Consider the following 20,729-nt stretch of genomic DNA (forward strand, 5'->3'; position numbering starts at 1 on the left):
ACGCATGCGTGTCCCCCGAGGGCGGAGGTGACCGGGTGATCTGCGTCGCCGGTCTCGGGGTCTCCGGTACGGCCGCCGCCCGGGCCATGGCCGCCAGGGGAGAGAAGGTCGTCGTCGTCGAGGACGGCGACGGAGAGCGGGCCAGGGCGACCGCCGCGGAGCTGGCCGAGGCGGGCGTCGAGGTCCGCTTCGGCGCGCCCGCGGAGCTGCCGGACGGCACCGGCCTCGTCGTCACCACCGGTTGGCCACCGCGCCACCCGCTGCTCCTGGCCGCGGCGAAGGCCGGGGTCGAGGTTGTCAGCGAGGTCGAGCTGGCCTGGCGGCTGCGCCCAGAGGGCGCGGCGCCGTGGCTGGCGCTGACCGGCACGAACGGCAAGACCACCGTGGTCAGGATGCTCACCTCGATGCTGAACGCCGCCGGGCACAGGGCGCTCGCGGTCGGCAACGTCGGCACCCCCGTCATCGAGGCGGTCACGGGACCGTGGGACGTGCTGGCCGTCGAGCTGTCCAGCTTCCAGCTGCACCGCTCGCCCAGCATCGCCCCGCTCGCCGCGGCCCTGCTCAACGTCGCCCCCGACCACATCGACTGGCACGGCTCCCTTGAGGAGTACGCCCGGGTCAAGGGGGAGGTCTTCGCCAGGGCGGGGACGGCCGTCCACAACGCGGACGACGAGTGGTCGGCGCGCCTCGCGGAGCCGTACGGCGAGCACGGGCGCGTGGTCGGTTTCACCCTCGATGTGCCGAGGCCGGGGCAGATCGGTGTCGTCGACGACCTGCTCGTCGACCGGGCCTTCGTGGCCGACCCGGTGCGCGAGGCCGAGGAGCTCGCCTCGTTCGCCGACGTCAGGCCCTTCGCGCCGCACAACGTGGCCAACGCCCTGGCCGCCGCGGCGCTGGCCAGGTCCTTCGGGGTCTCCGCCGAGGCCGTACGAAGGGGCCTGCTGGACTTCGTCCCTGACCCGCACCGGATCGCGCACGTCGCCCGGGTCGGCGAGGTCGACTACGTGGACGACTCCAAGGCCACCAACCCGCACGCCGCCGCCGCCTCCCTCGCCGCCTACTCGTCGATCGTCTGGGTCGCCGGAGGGCAGCTGAAGGGCGCCGACGTGGACGATCTGGTACGGCGGGCCGCGCCACGGCTGCGCGGCGCGGTGCTGCTCGGCGCGGACCGCGAGCGAATTCGCCAGGCTCTGGCGCGACACGCCGAGAATGTTCCGGTGGTTGAGGTGCCGGGGCAAGACACTGGGGTCATGGACCGTGTCGTCACCGAAGCCGCCAGGCTCGCAGCCCCCGGGGACACCGTGCTGCTGGCCCCCGCGGGAGCCTCCCTGGACATGTTCGCCGGCTATCCAGCGCGGGGGGAGGCGTTCACACGGGCCGTGCGCCGGCTCGAGACCCGGCACGACGGCGAGCGGGAGTGAGCACCGCGGCGCAGGAGGGCGCCGGGGTCGGTCGGGCCAGGGCCCGCAGGGGCACGGGCGGGCACAGCGGTCTCCGTGACCAGCTCGCCGCCTTCCGTGAGCTGCTCAACCGGCCGCTGACGTCCTACTACCTGATCCTCGGCTGCAGTGCGCTGTTGCTCGCCCTCGGCTTGATGATGGTGCTCTCCGCCTCCAGCATCGAGGCGCTGCAGGAGAAGGGGAACCCGTTCTACTGGTTCTTCAAGCAGTCCGTCTCGGTCAGTCTCGGCATCCCGCTCATGTGGATCTCCTCGATGCTGCCCCAGCGGTTCTTCAGGCTCGCCGGATATCCGCTGATGGTCGTGTCGATCATCGCCCTGGTCCTGGTGCTGTTCGTCGGGACCTCCCAGCTGGGCGCCCAGCGCTGGATCGACCTGGGGCCCATCTACCTACAGCCCTCCGAGCCCGCCAAGCTGGGGCTGTTGCTGTGGGGCGCGGACCTGCTGGCCCGAAAGGCGCGGGGCGGCCTGATCGAGTGGCGTAACCTGTTCATCCCGCTGCTGCCGGGCACCGTGATCCTGGCCGTCATGGTCATGCTGGGACGGGACCTCGGCACCACGCTGGTGCTGCTGCTGATCTTCCTGTCGCTGCTGTGGGTGGTCGGCGCGCCGCTGAAGCTGTTCGGCGGGGTCCTCGCGGTCGCGGTGCTCGCGACCGTCATCATGATCAGCACCGAGGGATACCGCTCCGACCGCATCCAGGGATGGCTCGACCCGTGGGCCAACGCCCAGACGACGGGCTACCAGGCGGTGCAGGGACAGATCGCCATGGGCAGCGGCGGCTGGTTCGGGCTCGGGCTCGGCTCAAGCAGGCAGAAGTGGGGCAGGCTCCCGCACGCGGAGAGCGACTTCATCTTCTCCATCCTCGGCGAGGAGCTCGGCCTGATGGGCACCCTCGTGGTGATCGCGCTGTTCGGCCTGCTCGGCTACGCCGGGCTTCGGGTCGCGACCCGGGTCAAGGACCCGTTCGTCCGCCTCGCCTCGGCGTCGGCGGTCGCCTGGATCGCCGGTCAGGCGATCGTGAACATCGGCGCGGTGATCGGAGTGTTGCCGATCACCGGAATCCCGCTGCCCCTGGTGTCCTACGGAGGATCGGCGCTGCTCCCCACGCTGGCCGCTCTCGGCATGCTGCTCTCCTTCGCCAAACACGAGCCGGGAGCGCGCGAGGCTCTCGCCGTCCGTGGCCCCGGACCGGTTGCGCGGGGCCTAAGCTGGCTTGGCCTGGGTGGTCCGGCACGGAGACGACGGCCGGTCCGCGAGAGACGATAAGTGAAAGGACCGACATGAGGGTGGTCCTCGCCGGCGGCGGGACGGCCGGTCACATCGAACCGGCGCTGGCCCTGGCCGACGCGCTGCGCCAACTGGACCCGAACATCGGGATCACCTGCCTCGGCACCGAACGCGGCCTGGAGACCAGGCTGGTGCCCGCCCGGGGTTACGAGCTGCAGCTCGTCCCCGCTGTGCCGCTTCCCCGGGCCATCACGCCCCAGCTGCTGACCGTGCCGGGACGCCTGGCGGGAGCGATCAACGCGGCGGCGAGCATCATGGACAGGGTCCAGGCCGACGTGCTGGTCGGCTTCGGGGGCTATGTGGCGACCCCCGCCTACCTGGGAGCGCGCAGGCGGGGGGTGCCGATCGTGGTGCACGAGGCCAACCCGAGGCCGGGCCTGGCCAACCGGCTCGGCGCCCGGCTCACCGAGCACGTGTTCACCGGCCACCAGAACACGCCCCTGGCCAAGGCCCAGCACATAGGGATCCCGCTCCGCCGGGAGATCGTGAGCCTGGACCGGCTCTCCATGGGCGACAAGGCGCGCTCCTGGTTCGGCCTCGAGGCCGACCTGCCCACGCTGCTGGTCACCGGTGGCTCGCAGGGCGCGCGCTCGCTCAACATGGCGGCCCTGGGCGCCGCTCCCGCGCTGCGCCGGGCCGGGGTGCAGGTGCTGCACGTCATCGGCCCGAAGAACACGCTGGAGCAGGAGCCGCCGCCGGGCGACCCGCAGTACGTCGTGCTGCAGTACGTCGACCGGATGGACCTGGCCTACGCCGCCGCCGACTTCGCGCTGTGCCGCAGCGGCGCCATGACCTGCGCCGAGCTGACCGCCGTCGGTCTGCCCGCCGCCTACATCCCGCTCCCGCACGGCAACGGCGAGCAACGGCTCAACGCGGAGCCGATCGTGCAGGCGGGCGGTGGTCTCATGATCGACGACGCCGACCTGTCGCCGGAGTGGATCATCCAGAACGTGCTGCCCATCCTGTCCGACCCCGAGCGCGTGGTCACCATGTCGGAGGCGGCGGTCAAGATGGGCAGAAAGGACGCCGACGTGACGCTCGCCCGCAGGGTGCTGCAGATCGCGGCGGAGGGGAAGAACCGATGAGCGGGGAGCGAGCCCGACGCAGTGAGTGGAGTGGGCGGTCGAGGAACGAGATCGTCCGCGTAGTGAATGAGGAGGGGGAGCGACTTTTGGGTGGGGAGCGAGCCCGACGCAGTGAGTGGAGTGGGCGGTCGAGGGACGAGATCGTCCGCGTAGTGAATGAGGAGAGGTGAGCGACCGATGAGTCTGGTCAAGTTGGTGGATCCGGTCGCGGCCGAGGATCTCGGGCGAGTGCACTTCATCGGGATCGGCGGTTCGGGGATGTCCGGCATCGCCCGCATCCTGCTCAAACGCGGTGTTCCCGTCTCCGGTAGCGACTCGCGGGGCTCGGATCTGCTGAACGAGCTGCGGGAGCTGGGGGGCAGGATCCACATCGGCCACGCCGCCTCGCACGTGAAGAACGTCGACACCGTCGTGGTCTCGACCGCGATCCGTGACTCGAATCCCGAGCTGGGCGAGGCGTTGCGGCAGGGCCTGCGGGTGATTCCCCGGGCCGCCGCGCTGGCCTCCGTGATGGCGGGCCGGATCGGGGTCGCCCTGGCCGGGACCCATGGCAAGACGACCACGACCTCGATGCTCACGGTCGCGCTGCAGAAATGCGGGGCCGATCCGTCCTACTGCGTTGGCGGCCAGTTGGTGACGACCGGGCTGGGCGCGGACGAGGGCGCGGGCGAGGTGTTCGTCGCGGAGGCCGACGAGAGCGACGGCTCCTTCCTCATGCTTGCCCCGGACATCGCCGTCGTGACCAACGTCGAGCCGGACCACCTGGACAACTACGGTGACCCGCGGGCGGTCTACGACAGCTTCGCCAGGTTCGTCGAGCGGGTCGGGCGGTCGTTGGTGGTCTGCGCCGACGACCCGGGCTCCGCCGCCCTGATTCCGGCCGCCCGCGCGCGGGGCCTGAAGGTGATCACGTACGGCGAGGCGGAGGACTCCGACCTCCGGGTCGGTGAGATCGTCCCCGACGGCCTTGGCGTCTCCTTCACGGTCGTGGGCCACGGAGAGGTCAGGCTCTCGGTCCCCGGCCGCCACAACGCGCTCAACGCCGCCGCGGCCATCGCCGTCGCTGCGGAGCTCGGTGTGTCCTTCGATGAGATACGCGACGGGCTGGCCGCCTTCACCGGGGCCAAGCGCCGCTTCGAGGCCAAGGGGGAGGCGGGGGGAGTCGCGGTCTTCGACAGCTACGCCCACCATCCGACCGAACTGGCCGCCGACCTGCGGGCGGCACGTGACGTCGTCGCCTCCTTCTCCGGCTCAGGCCGGGTGATCGCGGTCTTCCAGCCCCACCTCTACTCGCGCACCCGGTTCTTCGCCGACGAGTTCGGCGCCGCCCTTGGGCTGGCCGACGAGGCCGTCGTCCTGGACGTCTACGGTGCCCGTGAGGACCCGGAACCGGGTGTCTCGGGAGCCCTGGTCGCGGGCAAGGTGCCGCTTCCCGCCGCGCAGGTCGCCTACGCGCCGCAGCGCGAGAACGTGCCCGCGCTCGTCGCGGAACGTGCCAAGCCCGGTGACATCGTGCTCACCATGGGCGCGGGCGACGTGACCGAGCTGGGTCCCCTGATCGTGGCGGAGCTGGCCGCGCGGTGATCGGGCCGGGAGACGCCGCAGGGCGCGGGCGTCAGGGCCGCAGGACGGGGTGAGGCGATGAACGGGGCGTGGAGGCCCGCCTTCCTGGCGCTGCTCACCGCGGGGGTGGTCGGCACCGCCGCCTGGCTGGTGTTCTTCTCCTCCGTACTGGGAGTGCGGGACATCCAGGTGGTCGGCAATCTCGCCATCACCGCCCAGCAGATCCGGCAGGCGACGGGGGTGGCCGACGGCACGCCGCTGGCCACCGTCGACGTGACCGAGGTCGAGGACCGGCTCAGGAAGATCCGGCAGATCGAGTCGGCCGTGGTCAGCCGGGGCTGGCCGGGCACGCTGGTGGTGAAGATAGTGGAACGCGAGCCGATGGCCGTGATCCCGGTGGGCGGGAAGTTCGCGGTCGTGGACCGTCACGGCGTGGTGACCGGGATCGAGGACGCCGTGCCGCCGATGCTCCCGCTGCTGCGGGTCGATCACCCGCAGGCGGGTGACCCGGCGGCGGGGGCCGCGCTGGCCGTCATAGGCGCGCTGCCGCAGAGTCTCGTCCCGAGAATCGCGGAAGTTCTCGCGCCCTCGCCGGAAACGGTCTCGCTGCGTCTCAAGGACGGCCGAACGGTCGTGTGGGGGGGTGCCGATCGCCCTGCCGACAAGGCGAGCATCCTCACTACGCTGCTGAAACGTCCGGCCGACAGCTATGACGTGAGCTCGCCGGACGTCGTGACGGTGAAGTGATCTCGCCGCTCGGTGCGCTTCCCTGAAAAGGACGGCCCACGACACGCCGGGCACACTTGCGGCGCGGTTAGTTGACCCACCTGAAGGCAACTCCTACTGTCCGTATCACTCCTCAGGTTGACATAAATCTAAATCTCAACTTGAGGGTGAGAGTTTGGGAAACGACGGCACGGGCCCCCGTGCCGCATGAAATTGCAAGTCAACGAGCGGAAAGGCCCCTCGTCGTGGCAGCACCGCAGAACTACCTCGCGGTCATCAAGGTTGTAGGAATCGGTGGAGGCGGAGTCAACGCCGTCAACCGGATGATCGAGGAGGGACTCAAGGGCGTCGAGTTCATCGCCATCAATACCGACGCCCAGGCGCTGCTGATGAGTGACGCCGACGTCAAGCTCGACGTCGGGCGTGAACTCACCCGCGGCCTTGGCGCGGGGGCCAACCCCGAAGTCGGGCGCAAGGCGGCCGAGGATCACCGTGAGGAGATCGAAGAGGTCATCAAGGGCGCCGACATGGTGTTCGTCACCGCAGGTGAGGGCGGTGGCACGGGCACCGGTGGCGCCCCGGTCGTGGCCAACATCGCGCGCTCTCTCGGCGCGCTGACCATCGGTGTGGTGACCCGGCCCTTCAGCTTCGAGGGCAGGCGCCGGGCGATGCAGGCGGAGGCGGGGATCGAGACGCTCCGCGAGGAGGTCGACACCCTCATCGTGATCCCCAACGACCGGCTGCTGTCGATCTCCGACCGGCAGGTGAGCGTGCTGGACGCCTTCAAGGCGGCCGACCAGGTGCTGCTCTCCGGTGTCCAGGGCATCACCGACCTCATCACCACGCCCGGTCTGATCAACCTCGACTTCGCCGACGTGAAGTCGGTCATGTCGGGCGCGGGCTCGGCGCTCATGGGCATCGGCCACGCGCGCGGTGACGACCGGTCGGTCGCGGCGGCCGAGATGGCCGTTTCCAGCCCGCTGCTTGAGGCCAGCATCGACGGCGCGCACGGCGTGCTGCTGTCGATCGCCGGCGGGTCGGACCTCGGTCTCTTCGAGATCAACGAGGCCGCCCAGCTGGTCTCGAACGCCGCCGCGATGGACGCCAACATCATCTTCGGTACGGTCATCGACGACGCGCTGGGCGACGAGGTCCGGGTCACGGTGATCGCGGCCGGGTTCGACGAGCCCACGGCCGAGGCCGCCGCGGCGCCGCAGCCGCTGCCGCGCCAGCAGCCCGCCGCGCGCCCCGCTCCGGTCTCCCCGCCGCCTTCCGTCGGCGCGCAGATGCGTCCGCCTGCGCCGACGGTGAAGGCCGAGCCGAGGGCGGAGCAGCCTCCCGTGCCGGTCAGGCCGATCGTCAACGCGTCGCCGCCGCTTCCGGTCGCAGAGACTCCGCCGCCCGCTCCGCAGCCGGTCCAGCAGATCCACCCGGTGCAGCCCGCTCCCTACCCGCACCCTCCGGTCGAGCACGTGGAGCCGCATCGCGTCGAGGAGCCTCCCGCCCCTCCGGTGTCGATTCCGCGCCCCGCGCCCGAGCCGCCGCAGCCCACTCCCATCTCCGCGAGGGTCCCCGACGCCGCGAGGCGCCGTCAGGTGATCTTCGAGGAGCAGGAGGAAGAGCTCGACGTTCCCGACTTCCTGAAGTGACATTGCTCACGGCTGGGTGGGCGACAAGTCACTCGGCCGTGACGGGAAGAATGGTCTCCGCCGGTTTTCCAGTGTTCGAGCGGCGGAGATGTGACGGAAACAACACGACGTGATGAGATCGCGGCCGGCCTGGCCGAGGTCGAGGCGACCATCGCCGAGGCCTGCCGGGCCGCGGGCCGCGCCCGCGAGGAGCTGACGCTCGTCGCGGTGAGCAAGACCTATCCCGCCTCGGACGTGCGGCTGCTGGCCGCGCTCGGGGTGAGGGACGTGGGGGAGAACCGTGACCAGGAGGCCTCCGCCAAGGCCCGCGAGTGCGCGGACCTGGATCTCACCTGGCACTTCGTCGGTCAGTTGCAGACCAACAAGGCCCGTTCCGTGGTCGGCTACGCGGACGTCGTCCACTCGGTCGACCGTCCGCGCCTGGTGACCGCGCTCGGTCACGAGGCGGTGCGGGCGGGCAGGGAGATCACATGTCTGGTGCAGGTGGCCCTGGACGACGATCCGGGGCGCGGCGGGGTCAGGCCGGTGGATGTCGCGGCCCTGGCCGACGCCGTCGCCGGGGCCGAGGGGGTGCGGCTCGGCGGGGTGATGGCCGTGGCGCCGCTCGGGGAGGAGCCCGGCAGGGCGTTCGCGCGGCTGTGGGAGATCGCGCAGGCCGTACGGGCGGACCATCCGGGGGCGGACGCCATCTCCGCGGGGATGAGCGGTGACCTGTCGGAAGCCATCGCCAATGGCGCGACACACCTGCGTGTCGGTACGGCGTTGCTCGGTCGTAGGAAGCCCTTCGTCAGGTAATGTCCCTTCAAGTGGACCTTGGCGTCCGCGTATCCAGATAGAGGTCGTTCGGTGGTGAGCTCCAAGGGGGTGCGGCTACCGCCGCAGGCAGATCGAAGTAAGGCGGAGGAAGAAGTAGCGATGGCCGGCGCGATGCGCAAGATGGCGGTCTACCTCGGTCTTGTTGAGGACGACCGCTATGAGAGGTACGACAGCTATTCCGATGATGAGTACGAGGACTTCGAGGACTCGCGGAGAGTCGGCGACGAGCGGCCTGGCACGGTCCACGACCGCGAGGACGACACCGATCCCGGGGTCCCCGCTCCCCGGCCCGCGACGACCGTTCTGGAGCGTCGTACGACCGATCTGGCGCGTATCACCACGCTTCATCCCCGGACCTACAACGAGGCCCGCACAATCGGCGAGCACTTCCGCGACGGCACTCCCGTCATCATGAACCTGACCGAGATGGTTGACAGTGACGCGAAGCGGCTTGTGGATTTCGCGGCAGGTCTTGTCTTTGGCCTACACGGCAGCATTGAACGTGTTACCAACAAGGTGTTCCTGTTGTCCCCTGCCAATGTCGAGGTGACCGCCGAGGACAAGGCTCGAATCGCGGAACGCGGGTTCTTCAACCAGAGCTAGAGTTCCACTATGAACAGTGACCGGCCGGACAAGTCCCGACGGGACCGGGGACGGCGGAACAGAAGAGTGGAGGCGGGCACAGGCCGTGGGGATCGTTAGAGAGATCTTGGTCGCCGTCCTGTCCCTCTACCTGGTTCTGCTGATCGGCAGAATGATCTTTGAGATGGTGCAGTCGTTCGCCCGCCAGTGGCGCCCCGCGGGGATCGTCCTGGTCGTGGCGGAGGTCATATACACGCTGACCGACCCACCTCTCAAGTTCCTCCGCCGTTTCATTCCACCACTCCGGTTGGGTACGGTGGCCTTTGACCTAAGCTTTACGATGCTGTTCATTGGGGTCTTGGTCTTGATCCAACTCGTGTCCGCGCTTCCCTGATCGGGTACCGTCCTCCGGACAGACTCCAAGCGCGCCAAGGAGACCGAAATGCCGCTGACGCCCGCTGATGTGCGGAACAAGCAATTCAGTACGACCCGGCTGAGGCCGGGCTACGACGAGGAAGAGGTAGACGCCTTCCTCGACGAGGTCGAGTCCGAGCTCGACCGTCTCATCCAGGAGAACGAGGAGCTCCGCGCCAAGCTGGCGGAGTGCCTCAGGGGCAAGGTGCCCGGCGGGATGGGCACGGCCATGGCACCCGCCCCGGTCGCCGAGCCCAAACCCGAGATGATGATGCAGCAGCCCGAGCCGATGCGGGCTCCCGAGCCGGTGCAGCACCAGCAGCAGGTTCCCGTCGGGATGGGCATGCCCCCCGCCGAGGACAACATGGACACCGCGGCTCGCGTGCTCGCCCTTGCCCAGCAGACGGCCGACCAGGCGATCGCCGACGCCCGCCGAGAGGCGGACGAGACGGTGACCAGGGCCCGCCGTGAGGCCGACGACATCCTTGGCAAGGCGCGCCGCCAGGCCGAGCAGGTCATCGGCGACGCCCGCGCCCGCGCGGAGACGCTCGAGCGCGACGCGCAGGAGCGTCACAGGCAGGCCATGGGCTCGCTGGTGCAGACCCGTGACGAGCTTGAGCGCAAGGTTGAGGAACTGCGCAGCTTCGAGCGGGAGTACCGCAGCCGCCTGAAGCTGTACCTGGAGAACCAGCTCGCCGAGTTGACCGTCGCCGCTGAGGGCAACGGTGGGTTCCCGATCGTGGGCGGCCCGCCCGCGATGTCCCACGCCGTGGCTCAGGGCGGCCAGCCGTCCATCCAGGGCCCCGCCAACCCGTTCGGCGGCGAGCCCACTCAGCATTCGGGCGCCTTCCAGGGTGTTGACGGTCCGCACAACGACCGCCGCTAGGGTGTCGGGTCATCCGTCTGACCCGTATCCGGGAGTTCCTCTGTGATCCTTATCAGCGCTGGTTTGGTACTCACGGCCATCGTCCTGCTCATCGCGGGATTCGTGCTGGCCAAACCATTTCTGGTCATGTGGTCGATCGCGGTCAGTGTGCTGTCCGCGGTCTTCCTGGTGATCGGTGCGTTGTTACGCCGCCACGAGTTGTTCCCCGGCGGCGGACGCGGCGGGGCAGTTCCGCCGCTCCCGCCCAAGGGAACGGTTCCGCCGGGGCCGCCCGTGCCGAACCAGCCCGTCCTGCAGGCACCGCTACCCACCACGGTGCCGCACGGCGTTGCGCAGACGGCCTCCGTCGCGTCCCAGCCTCGGCTGGGTCGTCCGGTGGCCGGACCGCCAACCGCCGCGAGACGGGGCCCTCTGGACGACGAGGCGATCGTCCTGGTGATTCCAGGCCGTAAGCGCTACCACGTCGAGGGGTGCCGCCAGCTGGCCGGCCGGGATCATGAGGAACTCACTCACGAGGAGGCGCGGGAGGAGGGCTTCACGCCCTGCACCACGTGCCTGCCCGAGTTCACCGCTGGAATCCAGCAGGACGCCCCCCAGGGCTCCAAGGAACCCGCGTCCCCCTCCTCCCAGGGGCCGGGCCCCTCCCGCTCGGGAGACGCTCGCGAGGCCGGCGTCCACGAGTCAACCGCCAGGTTCACCTCCCCCTACGGCCCCGCCGCCGCGTCCGGCGTCCACGACACCCCGGTGACCCGGCCCTACGTCCAGGGTCCCTCGGCTCTCGCCGAGCAGCAGGCCCGGAGAGGGCCGGAGCAGTCACCGGCAGGCCGTCAGGAAGGGCCGGAGCGGTCACCCGCCGACGGGCAGAGCGGTGAGCCGAGAGAGAGCGGGCAGCCGTCGGTCAGGGAGCAGTCCGCCCCGCCTTTGCGCGCCGCCGAGCCCGCCGCCTTCCCGGTCCGTTCCCCGGCTCCCATATCCGAGACCCCGGCCGATCCCAACGCCACCAGCTGGTTCAGCCGCGACATGGTCAGGCCCCTGATGTCAGAGGCCGCACCTGCAGAGCAGCCCGAGACCGGGCAGTCGGAGACCGGCGCCGGGCCCGCCAGGACGGGGAACGCGAAGACCGCGTCCGCAGGCACCGAGCCTGAGTCCTCCGCGGACGAGCGGGAGACGGCGGGAGCAGCCACCCCGAAGACCGCTCCCGGTGGGCCGGACAAGGCCCCCTCCTCTGCTGCTGCGACGGGAGGCGACGTGCCAAGCGGGGCGGGAAACGCGCCCGCGAAGGCCGCGTCCCGCAACGAAACCACCCCCGGCGAGTCCGGGGAGGCCCCGCCCTCCCCGGTGAAGCAGGGGAGCTCCGCCGCCTCGGCGGAGACCGCCGAGCCGGTGGAGCCGACCGGCACCGGGCCCGGGCGCGCCGGGCGACCGGGGTCGGCCGGCTCCACCACGGCGGCTCCCGCGGCGGAGGGTACCGGGGAGAACACCCCCGCGGCCCCCGGCGAAGGCACCGGCCCGGCGGCGGGGAGGCCACGGGAAGCGGCCGCTCCGGAGATGGTCAAGATCATCTCTGGTACCCGCCGCTTCCACAGCCCTTCCTGCCCCCTCATCAAGGGCCTGGACGCCATCAAGAACGTGCAGGGCAGCGGTCTGGAGACCATCCCGCTGACCGAGGCCGAGGAGGCGGGCATGCGCAGCTGCTCGGTCTGCAGGCCTGTCGCGGGATAGACCGCGGCGGGGCCGGAGCGGCCCGCACACATCACAAGAAGGCCCGGGGACAACCCCCGGGCCTTCAGCGTCGCGAGGCGTGGCCGTTCGCCGTGCCGGTGCCGCAGGCCCCGGCCGGATGAAGGTTCGCCGTCGTCCCGATGAACTCTTCACCGAGGCGGGGCGGCCCGCGACCGACCTGCCCCGGTGAAGGTGTGCCGTCCTAGACGGCGGTACGGCGGAGCTGGAACGTCAGGCCAAGATCGGCGTCCTGGTGGACGGGCAGGTCACCGGTTCCGCCCTCGGTGAGGGAAACGGCGAGGACCTCGTCGGCCACCGTTCCGCCCTGGGTGCGCAGGGCCTCGGCCAGGTCGGAGTCGGCGGTCGACCACCACACGTCGATCCGGTCGGTGATGGACAGACCGGTGGACTTGCGGGTGTCCTGGAGCAGGCGGATGACGTCGCGGATCAGACCCGAGCGGCGCAGCTCGTCGGTGATGGCCAGGTCGAGGGCGACCGTCTCGCCGGTCCCGGTGTCGATGGCCCCGGTCTCCACCGCCCAGCCGGACTTCGGCTGCTCGGTGACGATCACCTCTTCCGCGGTCAGCTCCACCGTGCCCAGCTCACCGGCGTCGACCGAGACGGCGGAGCCTGAGCGGAGCGCGCGGGCGAGCTCGGCGGCGTCGGCCGAGGTCACGGCCGACGCGACCAGCTTGGTCTGCGAGCCGAACCGCTTGCCGAGCGCGCGGAAGTTGGGCTTGACCGTGAAGGAGACCAGGTCGGCCTCGATGCCGCCGAGGTCCTCCAGGCCCTGCACGTTCAGCTCGTCGGCGATCAGGTCGCGCAGCTCCTGGGAGAGCGCGCCCCAGCCGCGGGCGCCGACCAGCGCACGGCCCAGCGGCTGGCGGGTCTTCACGCCGCTGGAGGCGCGGGCCGAACGGCCGAGCTCGACCAGGCGGCGGACCAGCGCCATCTGCTCGGACAGCGCCTCGTCCAGGAGCTCCTCCTTCACCGAGGGCCACTCGGCCAGGTGCACGGAGGAGGGGCCCTCCGTGTCGCGGAGCACATCCCAGACGTAGTCGGTGACGAACGGCGTCACCGGCGCCATCAGCCGGGTGACCGTCTCCAGGCATTCGTACAGCGTGGCGAACGCCGAGACGTCGCCCGACCAGAACCGGCGGCGGGAGCGGCGCACGTACCAGTTGGACAGGTCGTCGAGGAACTCGGCGACACGCCGCCCGACCTTCGCGGTGTCGTACTCCTCCATCGAGGCCGTGACCTCGGCCACGGTGCGGTGCAGCTCGGCCAGCGCCCAGCGGTCGATCAGCGGGCGCTCGCCGTACACGGGGGCCTCGGAGAGCCGGGACGGCGACCACGACTCGGCGTTGGCGTAGAGGGTGAAGAACGACGCGGTGTTCCAGTAGGTCAGCAGGACCTTGCGGACGATCTCCTCAAGGGCCGCGTGCCCGACCCGGCGGGCCGCCCACGGCGAGCCGGAGCAGGCCATGTACCAGCGCAGCGCGTCGGCACCGTGCTGGTCCATCAGCGGGATCGGCTGCAGCACGTTGCCCAGGTGCTTGCTCATCTTGCGGCCGTCCTCGGCGAGGATCAGGCCGAGGCAGAGCACGTTCTCGTACGACGACCTGTCGAACACGAGCGTGCCGACCGCCATCAGGGAGTAGAACCAGCCACGCGTCTGGTCGGTGGCCTCGCAGATGAACTGCGCGGGGTAGGCCTTCTGGAGCATGTCCGCGTTCTGGTACGGCGCGCCCCACTGGGCGAAGGGCATCGACCCCGAGTCGTACCAGGCGTCGATCACGTCCGGCACCCGGCGCGCCTCGGCGCCACAGGTGGGGCAGGGCAGCGTGACGTCGTCCACGTAGGGGCGGTGCGGGTCGAGGGCGGACACGTCCTGCCCCGACAGCCTGCCGAGCTCCTCGAGCGAGCCGACACAGGTGATGTGCGACTCGTCGGCCGAGCAGACCCACAGCGGCAGCGGCGTGCCCCAGTAACGCGACCGGGACAGCGACCAGTCGACGTTGTTGCGCAGCCACTCGCCGAAGCGGCCCCACTTGATCGTCCCGGGGTACCAGGACGTCTTCTCGTTCTCCGCGAGGAGCCGGTCCTTGATCGCGGTGGTGCGGATGTACCACGCGGGCAGCGCGTAGTAGAGCAGCGCGGTGTGGCAGCGCCAGCAGTGCGGGTAGCTGTGGTCGAAGTGGCCGCCCCGATACAGCAGGCCGCGCGCGTCGAGGTCGGCGGTGAGGCCCTCGTCGGCGTCCTTGAAGAACTGGCCGCCGACCTGGGGGACGCCGTCGAGGAAGCGCCCGTCGGGGCCGATCGGGTTGACCACGGGCAGCCCGTACCGCTTGCAGGTCGTCATGTCGTCGGCGCCGAAGGCGGGCGCCTGATGGACCAGGCCGGTGCCGTCCTCGGTGGTGACGTAGTAGCCGAGCACCACGTAGTGCGCGCCGGGGATGTCGACCAGGTCGAAGGGGCGCGTGTAGGTGGTGTGCTCGAGGTCGGAGCCCTGGAAGGAGGCCAGCACCTCTGCGCCCTCACCCAGGGCGGAGGCCAGCAGTGGCTCGGCCACGACCAGCACTTCGTCGGAGCCCGCGGGGCGCGCGGCGACGTAGGTCACCTCCGGGTGAACGGCCACGGCCGTGTTGGAGACCAGCGTCCACGGGGTGGTGGTCCAGATCAGCAGCGAGGCGCCCAGATCGGCCAGCGGGCCAGAGGTGGCGGGCATGCGGACGTAGACCGACGGGCTGGTCACGGTCTCGTAGCCGCCGGGCTGGCCCAGCTCGTGGTCGGACAGGCCGGTGCCACAACGGGGACAGTAGGGCGTGATCCGGAAGTCGCGGGTCAGCAGGTCCTTGTCGAAGATGACCTTGAGCGACCACCAGACGGACTCGACGTAGGAGGGGTCCATCGTGCGGTAGGCCTGGGACAGGTCGATCCAGTACCCCATCCGCTCGGTCATCTCTTCGAAGGCGTCCACATGCCGTAGCACCGACTGGCGGCACCTGGCGTTGAACTCGGCGATGCCGTACGCCTCGATGTCCTTCTTGCCGGACAGGCCGAGCTCCTTCTCGACGCTGACCTCGACCGGCAGGCCGTGGCAGTCCCAGCCCGCCTTGCGGGGCACGTTGTAGCCGCGCATCGACCGGTAGCGGGGAAAGAGGTCCTTGAACACGCGGGCCTCGACGTGATGCACGCCGGGCATGCCGTTGGCGGTCGGCGGCCCCTCGTAGAAGACCCAGTTGGGCCCGCCGGCGTTCTGCTCGACCGACCGCTCGAAGACCTTGCCGTCCCGCCAGCGGTCGAGCACCTCGTGTTCGAGCGCGGGCAGGTCGACCTGCGCGGGAAGAGAGCGGAAATAGGCGGACATGACGGTCTGGACCTCCACGCTGGTGCTGGCAGTGGCGTGGAGGGACGAGACCCTGCGGGCCCCGCGGTACCACCCTCCTTGGCCTTCGGGAGAAGGCCCTCTTCCTTGGTCTCTGCTGCCGGTTCTACTGGGTCTCGACGACCGTTCTTCCGGCGGCTCAGGGGTGATTTTCCCTCCGGGCATCGCCCCGGGCTCGCACCGTCCCCGGGTCGCTCACGCGAGGGGCTCGGAGGTAGTTGTCCCCATCAACGCCTTGCAGGCTCACACCATAACGCACCGGCTCGCGCGAAGCTTCCCGAATATCTCCCAGTTGTCAAGGCTGAGGACGGAATCCAGAGGAGGGGGCCGGATGTTACGGGAGTGGTAAACATCACGGCGGGTCGTTTGCCGTTCTGTTATGGGAGACCTAAGCTGCCCGCACCGTTTACCACATTGGATACGGTCCGATCGAGCAAGGAGGCCGCCATGGCCGCGACTGTACGCGCGGACGAGAGCGCGGTAGCACCGTCGGAGAACGGTAGCGCCGTCACCTGGTCGGCCAAGGAGCTCGCCGAGGTCCGCGGGAGACTGGCCGCGGAGATCGACGAGCTGAACCAGGAGATCCTCAAGGCCGAGACAGAGATCGCGTCGAGCGACGTCACGGACGGGGCGGGAGACGACCAGGCCGACGCGGGCGCCCGGACGTATGAACGGGAACGCGAGATCGCCCTTACCCTGAATTCGCGCGATCTGGTCGCGCAGAACGAGCGAGCGATCGCCCGGATCGACGCGGGGACTTACGGAGTGTGCGAATCGTGCCACAAGCCGATCGGAAAGGAGCGCCTTCAGGCGTTCCCGAGGGCGACGCTGTGCGTGGCCTGCAAGCAGCGGGAGGAACGGCGCTGACCGGCGCCGCCGCAGAAGGGGTCCCCGGCGAGACCACCGGCGGGGTTCCCCGGGCCCTCCCACGGCGGGCGCGGCGGGTCGCGCTGCTGGCGGCCCTCGCGGTGGTCGTCTACGGTCTCGACCTGCTGACGAAGACCATCGTGCTGAGGACGCTCGAGGGCAGGGAGCCGTTCGTGGTGATCCCCGACCTGCTTCAGTTCCGGGTGATCTTCAACGCGGGAGCCGCCTTCAGCATCGGCACCGGGATGACCATCGTCTTCACGATCATCGCGGCCGGTGTCGTGATCGCCATCCTGCGCACCGCGAGGAACCTGCGCAGCCTGCCGTGGGCCGTCACGCTCGGCCTGATGCTGGGCGGGGCGCTGGGCAACCTGACCGACCGGCTCTTCCGCGCCCCCGGCGGGCTCCAGGGCCACGTGGTGGACTTCATCGAGACCTTCCCCGGCCACTTCCCGGTCTTCAACGTCGCCGACTCGGCGATCGTCTGCGGAGGGATCCTGGCCGTCTTCCTCGCCTGGCGGGGCTACCAGATCGACGGCACGCGCGACACCGGGCAGGGCAGCGCGGACACCGCCGCGGAGAGCGGCCAGGAGAACAGGGCAGAGAGCAAGAGTGATGGCTGAACAGCGGAGTCTCCCGGTCCCCGACGGCCTGGAGGGCGAGCGTCTCGACGCCGCCCTGTCCCGGCTGTTCGGCTTCTCGCGCACCCGCGCGGCCGAGCTGATCGTCGACGGCGACGTGCTGGTCGACGGCTCGCCCGCGGCCAAGTCCGACCGGGTGCACGCGGGCGCCTGGCTGGATGTCACCCTGCCGCCGCCGCCGAGCGCGCCGATGCCGGTCGCCGAGCCGGTCCCCGGCATGACGATCGTCTACGAGGACGACGACATCGTCGTCGTCAACAAGCCCATCGGCGTCGCCGCGCACCCGACCACGGGCTGGACGGGCCCGACCGTGATCGGCGGCCTGCTCGGCACCGGGCACCGGGTCGCGACCAGCGGCGCCGCGGAGCGCCAGGGCATTGTGCACCGCCTGGATGCCAACACCACCGGCGCCATGGTCGTGGCCAAGAGCGAGCACGCCTACTCGCGGCTGAAGCGGGCCTTCAAGGAGCGCACGGTCGACAAGCGCTACCACGCGCTGGTCCAGGGCCACCCCGATCCACTGCGCGGCACCGTCGACGCGCCGATCGACCGCCACCCGTCAGGGGACGGCCGGTTCGCGGTCGTGGCCGGAGGCAAGGAGTCGGTCACCCACTACGACACGATCGAGGCCTTCCGCGCCGCGTCGCTGCTGGACATCAAGCTGGAGACCGGCCGTACCCACCAGATCCGGGTTCACATGTCGGCGCTGCGCCACCCGTGCGTCGGCGACATGATGTACGGCGCCGACCCCACGCTGGCCGCGCGGCTCGGCATCACCCGCCAGTGGCTGCACGCCGTCTCCCTGGCCTTCGAGCACCCGGCGACGGGCGAATGGGTCAGCTTCACCACCGACTACCCCGACGACCTCGCCCACGCCCTGAAGGTCGTAGGCGAGGAATCCTGGTAACGGGCGCGGGGCACGCGCCGCTTACCGGCACCGATCGGGGCCGCGCCGCCCGCCGTACCGGCACGTAGGAAGACCCGGTCGCAGAGGGCCTATGACCGTCGTGCAGGTTCTCCCGTTCGCGGTCCTCGTGTCCTGGCGGGGCTCAGGAGGTCTTGGCGAGGGCGTTGAGCGCGCCGCCGGGGTCCACCTCGTCGAGCGGCTCCTGCTCGCCCGCGCCCTGGTCGTCTCCCTGGTCCTGCGGTGAGCCGTTCCCGCCGTCGTCGCCGGATCCGGGGCCGTTCTCCGAGTCCTGGCCCTTCCCGTCCTCGCCGCCCTTGCCCTTGCCGGGGCCGTCTCCCGTGTCGTTCTTCTGGGGTTTCTTCGAGGGGGTCGCCGAGGGCTCGCCGGACGGGGACGGATCGCTCGTCTCCGGCTCGTCGCGGGGCGAGGGGGAAGCGGCCGGTCGCTCCCGCCGGTCCTGTCCGGTCTGGACGGGGGAGGGGGCCTTCTTCGAGGGCAGCTTCGCCTGCTCCGGTTTGGTGCGGGGCGAGTCGTCCCTCGCGGGGACGCTCGCCGAGGTCGACGGTTCCCTGGAGAGCGGGGGAGCGGAACTCATGGCGGCCCAGGCCGCCGCGCCCGCGGTCGCGGTGACCGCGAGCACCGCCGCAACCACGGTCGCCGTGGCCGGGCGTCGTCGCCGGGCGCCCTGGGCGGCCACGATGTCCTCCCCGCCCGGCCCCGGCGGCGCCACTGCGAAGCCCGCCGTCTGCTCTGCGATCTGGCCGGTCACCGGCATGGGGACCGGCGCGAGGGCGGGCAGGTCGATCGGCATGGTCGCCTGCGGGGCGATCCCGTTCACGATGGAACGCAGGTGCGTCTGCACGTCCTGGGCGGACATGCGCCGCGCGGGCTCCTTGGAGAGCAGGCCGTAGACCACCGGGCCCAGCGGCCCGGCGAACCTCAGGGGAGCGGGTTCCTCATGCATGACCGCGCTGAGCGTGGCCAGGGGGTGCGCGCGTTCGAAGGGGGAGCGTCCCTCGACCGCCACGTAGAGCGTCACGCCGAGCGACCACAGGTCGGAGGCGAACTCCGCGGGTCCCCCGCTCGCCCGCTCCGGCGCGATGAACGCGGGAGTGCCGATCAGCGCGCCGGTCCTGGTCACCGACGAGTCGCCCTCCAGCACCGCGATGCCGAAATCGGTCAGTACGGCCCGGCCGTCCCTGGCGAGCAGCACGTTGTCCGGCTTGACGTCGCGATGCAGCACACCCGCGTTGTGCGCGGCGATCAGCGCCCCGAGCACCTCGAGCCCGATCTGGGCCACCCGGGTGGGCGGCAGCGGCCCATCCTCGCGGACCACCGCCCCGAGCGTTCTGGACTCGACCAGTTGCATGACGATCCACGGACGCCCGTGCTCCTCGATCACGTCGTAGACCGTCGCGACGCCCGGGTGGCCGATCCTGCCCGCGGCCCGGGCCTCCCTGAGCGTCCGTACGGTGAACACCTCGCGCTCGGAGCCCGTCAGGTCCGGCGAGGGAATGACCTCCTTGACCGCGACGTTCCGGCCGAGCACCTCATCCTGTGCCCGCCAGACCGTGCCCATGCCCCCGCGGCCGATGTGTTCGAGCAGCCGGTACCGAGCGCCGATGATCTCTCCAGAGTCGGACATGGGCCTCGCCTACCCGTGATTACCGGCGACAATCCGCGTAAGTCATAACGGCCAGTGAATAACGGGCATACGGTGGTCTTTTCGTGATAGATCGGGTCAGGCGATCAGCAACCGCAACACGGCGGTGACGACGGCCGCCGTGGCCAGCACCACCAGGAAGGGGGCGCGCAGCAGCAGCGCGACGACGGCGGCTCCCAGCCCCGCGGTACGCGGCACGTCCAGGTGCAGCGACTGGCCGTGCGCGAAGGTCTGCACCGCGATCAGTGCGGCCAGCAGCGCGACCGGGACCAACGCCGCGAACCGCTGGACCTGCGGATGGTCGAGCAGCCTGCGCGGCGCGGACAGCCCGGCCAGCTTCAGCGCGTAGCATCCCGCGCAGGTGACGATCACGGCCCACCACACGCCGCTCATCGGGGCCTCCTCATGATCACGGCGAGCACGGCGACCGCGGCGATGAGCACGGGCACGCCGGGCGGGGTGAAGGGGGTCGCGGCCAGCGCGATCGCCGCGCCGGCCGCCGCGATCAGCCGCAGCGTGCGGGTCTCGGGGCCGTCGCCGGTGAGCCTGGGCCACAGGATCGCCAGGAACGTCGCGGGGCCGACCGCGTCCAGGCCGAGCACGGCCGGATCGGCGACCCAGGAGGTGCCGACCGCGCCGAGCAGGGTGGTGAGGTTCCAGGTCAGGTAGAGGCTGCCGAACGTGACGAGGAATCCCGTCCTGGCCGACTCGTCGTCGGGCTGGGCGAGGGCGACCGCCGTCGTCTCGTCGATCACGCCGTGGGCGGTGAGGAACCTGTGCCTGCCCCTGACGGCGAGCACGTCGGCCATGCGCAGGCCGTACAGGCTGTTGCGGGCTCCCAGCAGCAGCGCACCCGCGGTGCCCGCGACCAGGTTCCCGCCGCCCGCGACGACGCCGGCCATGGCGAACTGCGAGGCGCCGGTGAAGGCGAACAGGCTCAGCACGCACGCCTGCGCGATGCTCAGCCCCGCGGTGACCGCGCTGGCACCGAACGCCAGCCCGGACAGCCCGACCGCGATTCCCACCCCGAGTCCGTCCCTGACCGCTGAGGAACGAGTGGATGTTTCCATA

The 20,729-nt window shown here is 70.7% G+C and carries 18 protein-coding genes; 14 read left to right on the forward strand and 4 right to left on the reverse strand.

The window, feature by feature from the left end:
- The first annotated feature begins 8 nt into the window (after positions 1-8).
- From murD to AB0395_RS07260, 11 genes are all read left to right on the forward strand, one after another.
- Positions 9-1,421 carry a UDP-N-acetylmuramoyl-L-alanine--D-glutamate ligase gene (gene murD, locus AB0395_RS07210; protein ID WP_366277883.1) on the forward strand — a complete coding sequence of 471 codons (1,413 nt, stop codon included), beginning with the start codon at positions 9-11 and terminating at the stop codon, positions 1,419-1,421.
- A complete protein-coding gene (ftsW, locus tag AB0395_RS07215; protein ID WP_366277884.1) occupies positions 1,418-2,728 on the forward strand; it encodes a putative lipid II flippase FtsW in 1,311 nt (436 codons plus the stop codon). Before murD ends, ftsW begins: the two co-directional genes overlap by 4 nt.
- Before the next feature lie 14 nt (positions 2,729-2,742).
- Complete coding sequence (gene murG, locus AB0395_RS07220; protein ID WP_366277885.1) at positions 2,743-3,834, forward strand: undecaprenyldiphospho-muramoylpentapeptide beta-N-acetylglucosaminyltransferase; 1,092 nt, start codon at positions 2,743-2,745, stop codon at positions 3,832-3,834.
- A gap of 177 nt (positions 3,835-4,011) precedes the next feature.
- Positions 4,012-5,418: a UDP-N-acetylmuramate--L-alanine ligase gene (gene murC / locus AB0395_RS07225; RefSeq protein ID WP_366277886.1), complete on the forward strand. Its 1,407-nt coding sequence runs from the start codon at positions 4,012-4,014 to the stop codon at positions 5,416-5,418.
- Between the two features lie 57 nt (positions 5,419-5,475).
- Positions 5,476-6,144 (forward strand): FtsQ-type POTRA domain-containing protein, encoded by a 669-nt coding sequence (locus AB0395_RS07230; RefSeq protein WP_366277887.1) that lies wholly within the window; start codon positions 5,476-5,478, stop codon positions 6,142-6,144.
- A 224-nt stretch (positions 6,145-6,368) separates the two neighbouring features.
- Positions 6,369-7,772, forward strand: a complete 1,404-nt coding sequence (gene ftsZ / locus AB0395_RS07235) for a cell division protein FtsZ (protein WP_366277889.1) — start codon at positions 6,369-6,371, stop codon at positions 7,770-7,772.
- 90 nt (positions 7,773-7,862) lie between these two features.
- Positions 7,863-8,567, forward strand: a complete 705-nt coding sequence (locus AB0395_RS07240) for a YggS family pyridoxal phosphate-dependent enzyme (RefSeq protein ID WP_366277891.1) — start codon at positions 7,863-7,865, stop codon at positions 8,565-8,567.
- 120 nt (positions 8,568-8,687) lie between these two features.
- Positions 8,688-9,191 carry a cell division protein SepF gene (gene sepF / locus AB0395_RS07245; RefSeq protein ID WP_366277893.1) on the forward strand — a complete coding sequence of 168 codons (504 nt, stop codon included), beginning with the start codon at positions 8,688-8,690 and terminating at the stop codon, positions 9,189-9,191.
- An 85-nt stretch (positions 9,192-9,276) separates the two neighbouring features.
- Positions 9,277-9,564 (forward strand): YggT family protein, encoded by a 288-nt coding sequence (locus AB0395_RS07250; RefSeq protein ID WP_366278116.1) that lies wholly within the window; start codon positions 9,277-9,279, stop codon positions 9,562-9,564.
- A 48-nt stretch (positions 9,565-9,612) separates the two neighbouring features.
- Positions 9,613-10,470, forward strand: a complete 858-nt coding sequence (locus AB0395_RS07255; protein ID WP_366277894.1) for a DivIVA domain-containing protein — start codon at positions 9,613-9,615, stop codon at positions 10,468-10,470.
- A 63-nt stretch (positions 10,471-10,533) separates the two neighbouring features.
- On the forward strand, positions 10,534-12,192 hold the full coding sequence (locus tag AB0395_RS07260) for a hypothetical protein (RefSeq protein ID WP_366277896.1): 1,659 nt from the start codon (positions 10,534-10,536) through the stop codon (positions 12,190-12,192).
- A 202-nt stretch (positions 12,193-12,394) separates the two neighbouring features.
- Here AB0395_RS07260 and ileS read toward each other — a convergent pair whose 3' ends face one another.
- The gene (gene ileS / locus AB0395_RS07265) at positions 12,395-15,562 is read right to left on the reverse strand and encodes an isoleucine--tRNA ligase (RefSeq protein ID WP_366277898.1); all 3,168 of its coding nucleotides are present in this window, start codon (positions 15,560-15,562) and stop codon (positions 12,395-12,397) included.
- A gap of 465 nt (positions 15,563-16,027) precedes the next feature.
- Between ileS and AB0395_RS07270 the strand changes: the two genes are divergently transcribed.
- The 3 genes from AB0395_RS07270 to AB0395_RS07280 are packed head-to-tail and all read left to right on the forward strand — an operon-like array spanning position 16,028 to position 17,995.
- Positions 16,028-16,447, forward strand: coding sequence for a TraR/DksA C4-type zinc finger protein (locus AB0395_RS07270; RefSeq protein ID WP_366277900.1), 420 nt, complete (start codon positions 16,028-16,030; stop codon positions 16,445-16,447).
- The gene (gene lspA / locus AB0395_RS07275; RefSeq protein ID WP_366277901.1) at positions 16,411-17,070 is read left to right on the forward strand and encodes a signal peptidase II; all 660 of its coding nucleotides are present in this window, start codon (positions 16,411-16,413) and stop codon (positions 17,068-17,070) included. Before AB0395_RS07270 ends, lspA begins: the two co-directional genes overlap by 37 nt.
- On the forward strand, positions 17,063-17,995 hold the full coding sequence (locus tag AB0395_RS07280; protein ID WP_366277903.1) for an RluA family pseudouridine synthase: 933 nt from the start codon (positions 17,063-17,065) through the stop codon (positions 17,993-17,995). Before lspA ends, AB0395_RS07280 begins: the two co-directional genes overlap by 8 nt.
- Positions 17,996-18,137: 142 nt before the next feature.
- On the opposite strand, the gene AB0395_RS07285 is transcribed toward AB0395_RS07280, so the two are convergent.
- From AB0395_RS07285 to AB0395_RS07295, 3 genes are all read right to left on the reverse strand, one after another.
- Positions 18,138-19,640 (reverse strand): protein kinase, encoded by a 1,503-nt coding sequence (locus AB0395_RS07285; protein ID WP_366277905.1) that lies wholly within the window; start codon positions 19,638-19,640, stop codon positions 18,138-18,140.
- Positions 19,641-19,736: 96 nt separating this feature from the next.
- On the reverse strand, positions 19,737-20,051 hold the full coding sequence (locus AB0395_RS07290) for an AzlD domain-containing protein (RefSeq protein WP_366277907.1): 315 nt from the start codon (positions 20,049-20,051) through the stop codon (positions 19,737-19,739).
- A complete protein-coding gene (locus tag AB0395_RS07295; protein WP_366277909.1) occupies positions 20,048-20,728 on the reverse strand; it encodes an AzlC family ABC transporter permease in 681 nt (226 codons plus the stop codon). The genes AB0395_RS07290 and AB0395_RS07295 overlap by 4 nt, the downstream gene beginning before the upstream one ends.
- Position 20,729: the final 1 nt, after the last annotated feature.

The organism is Streptosporangium sp. NPDC051023, assembly GCF_040689595.1.
Taxonomy (GTDB): domain Bacteria; phylum Actinomycetota; class Actinomycetes; order Streptosporangiales; family Streptosporangiaceae; genus Streptosporangium.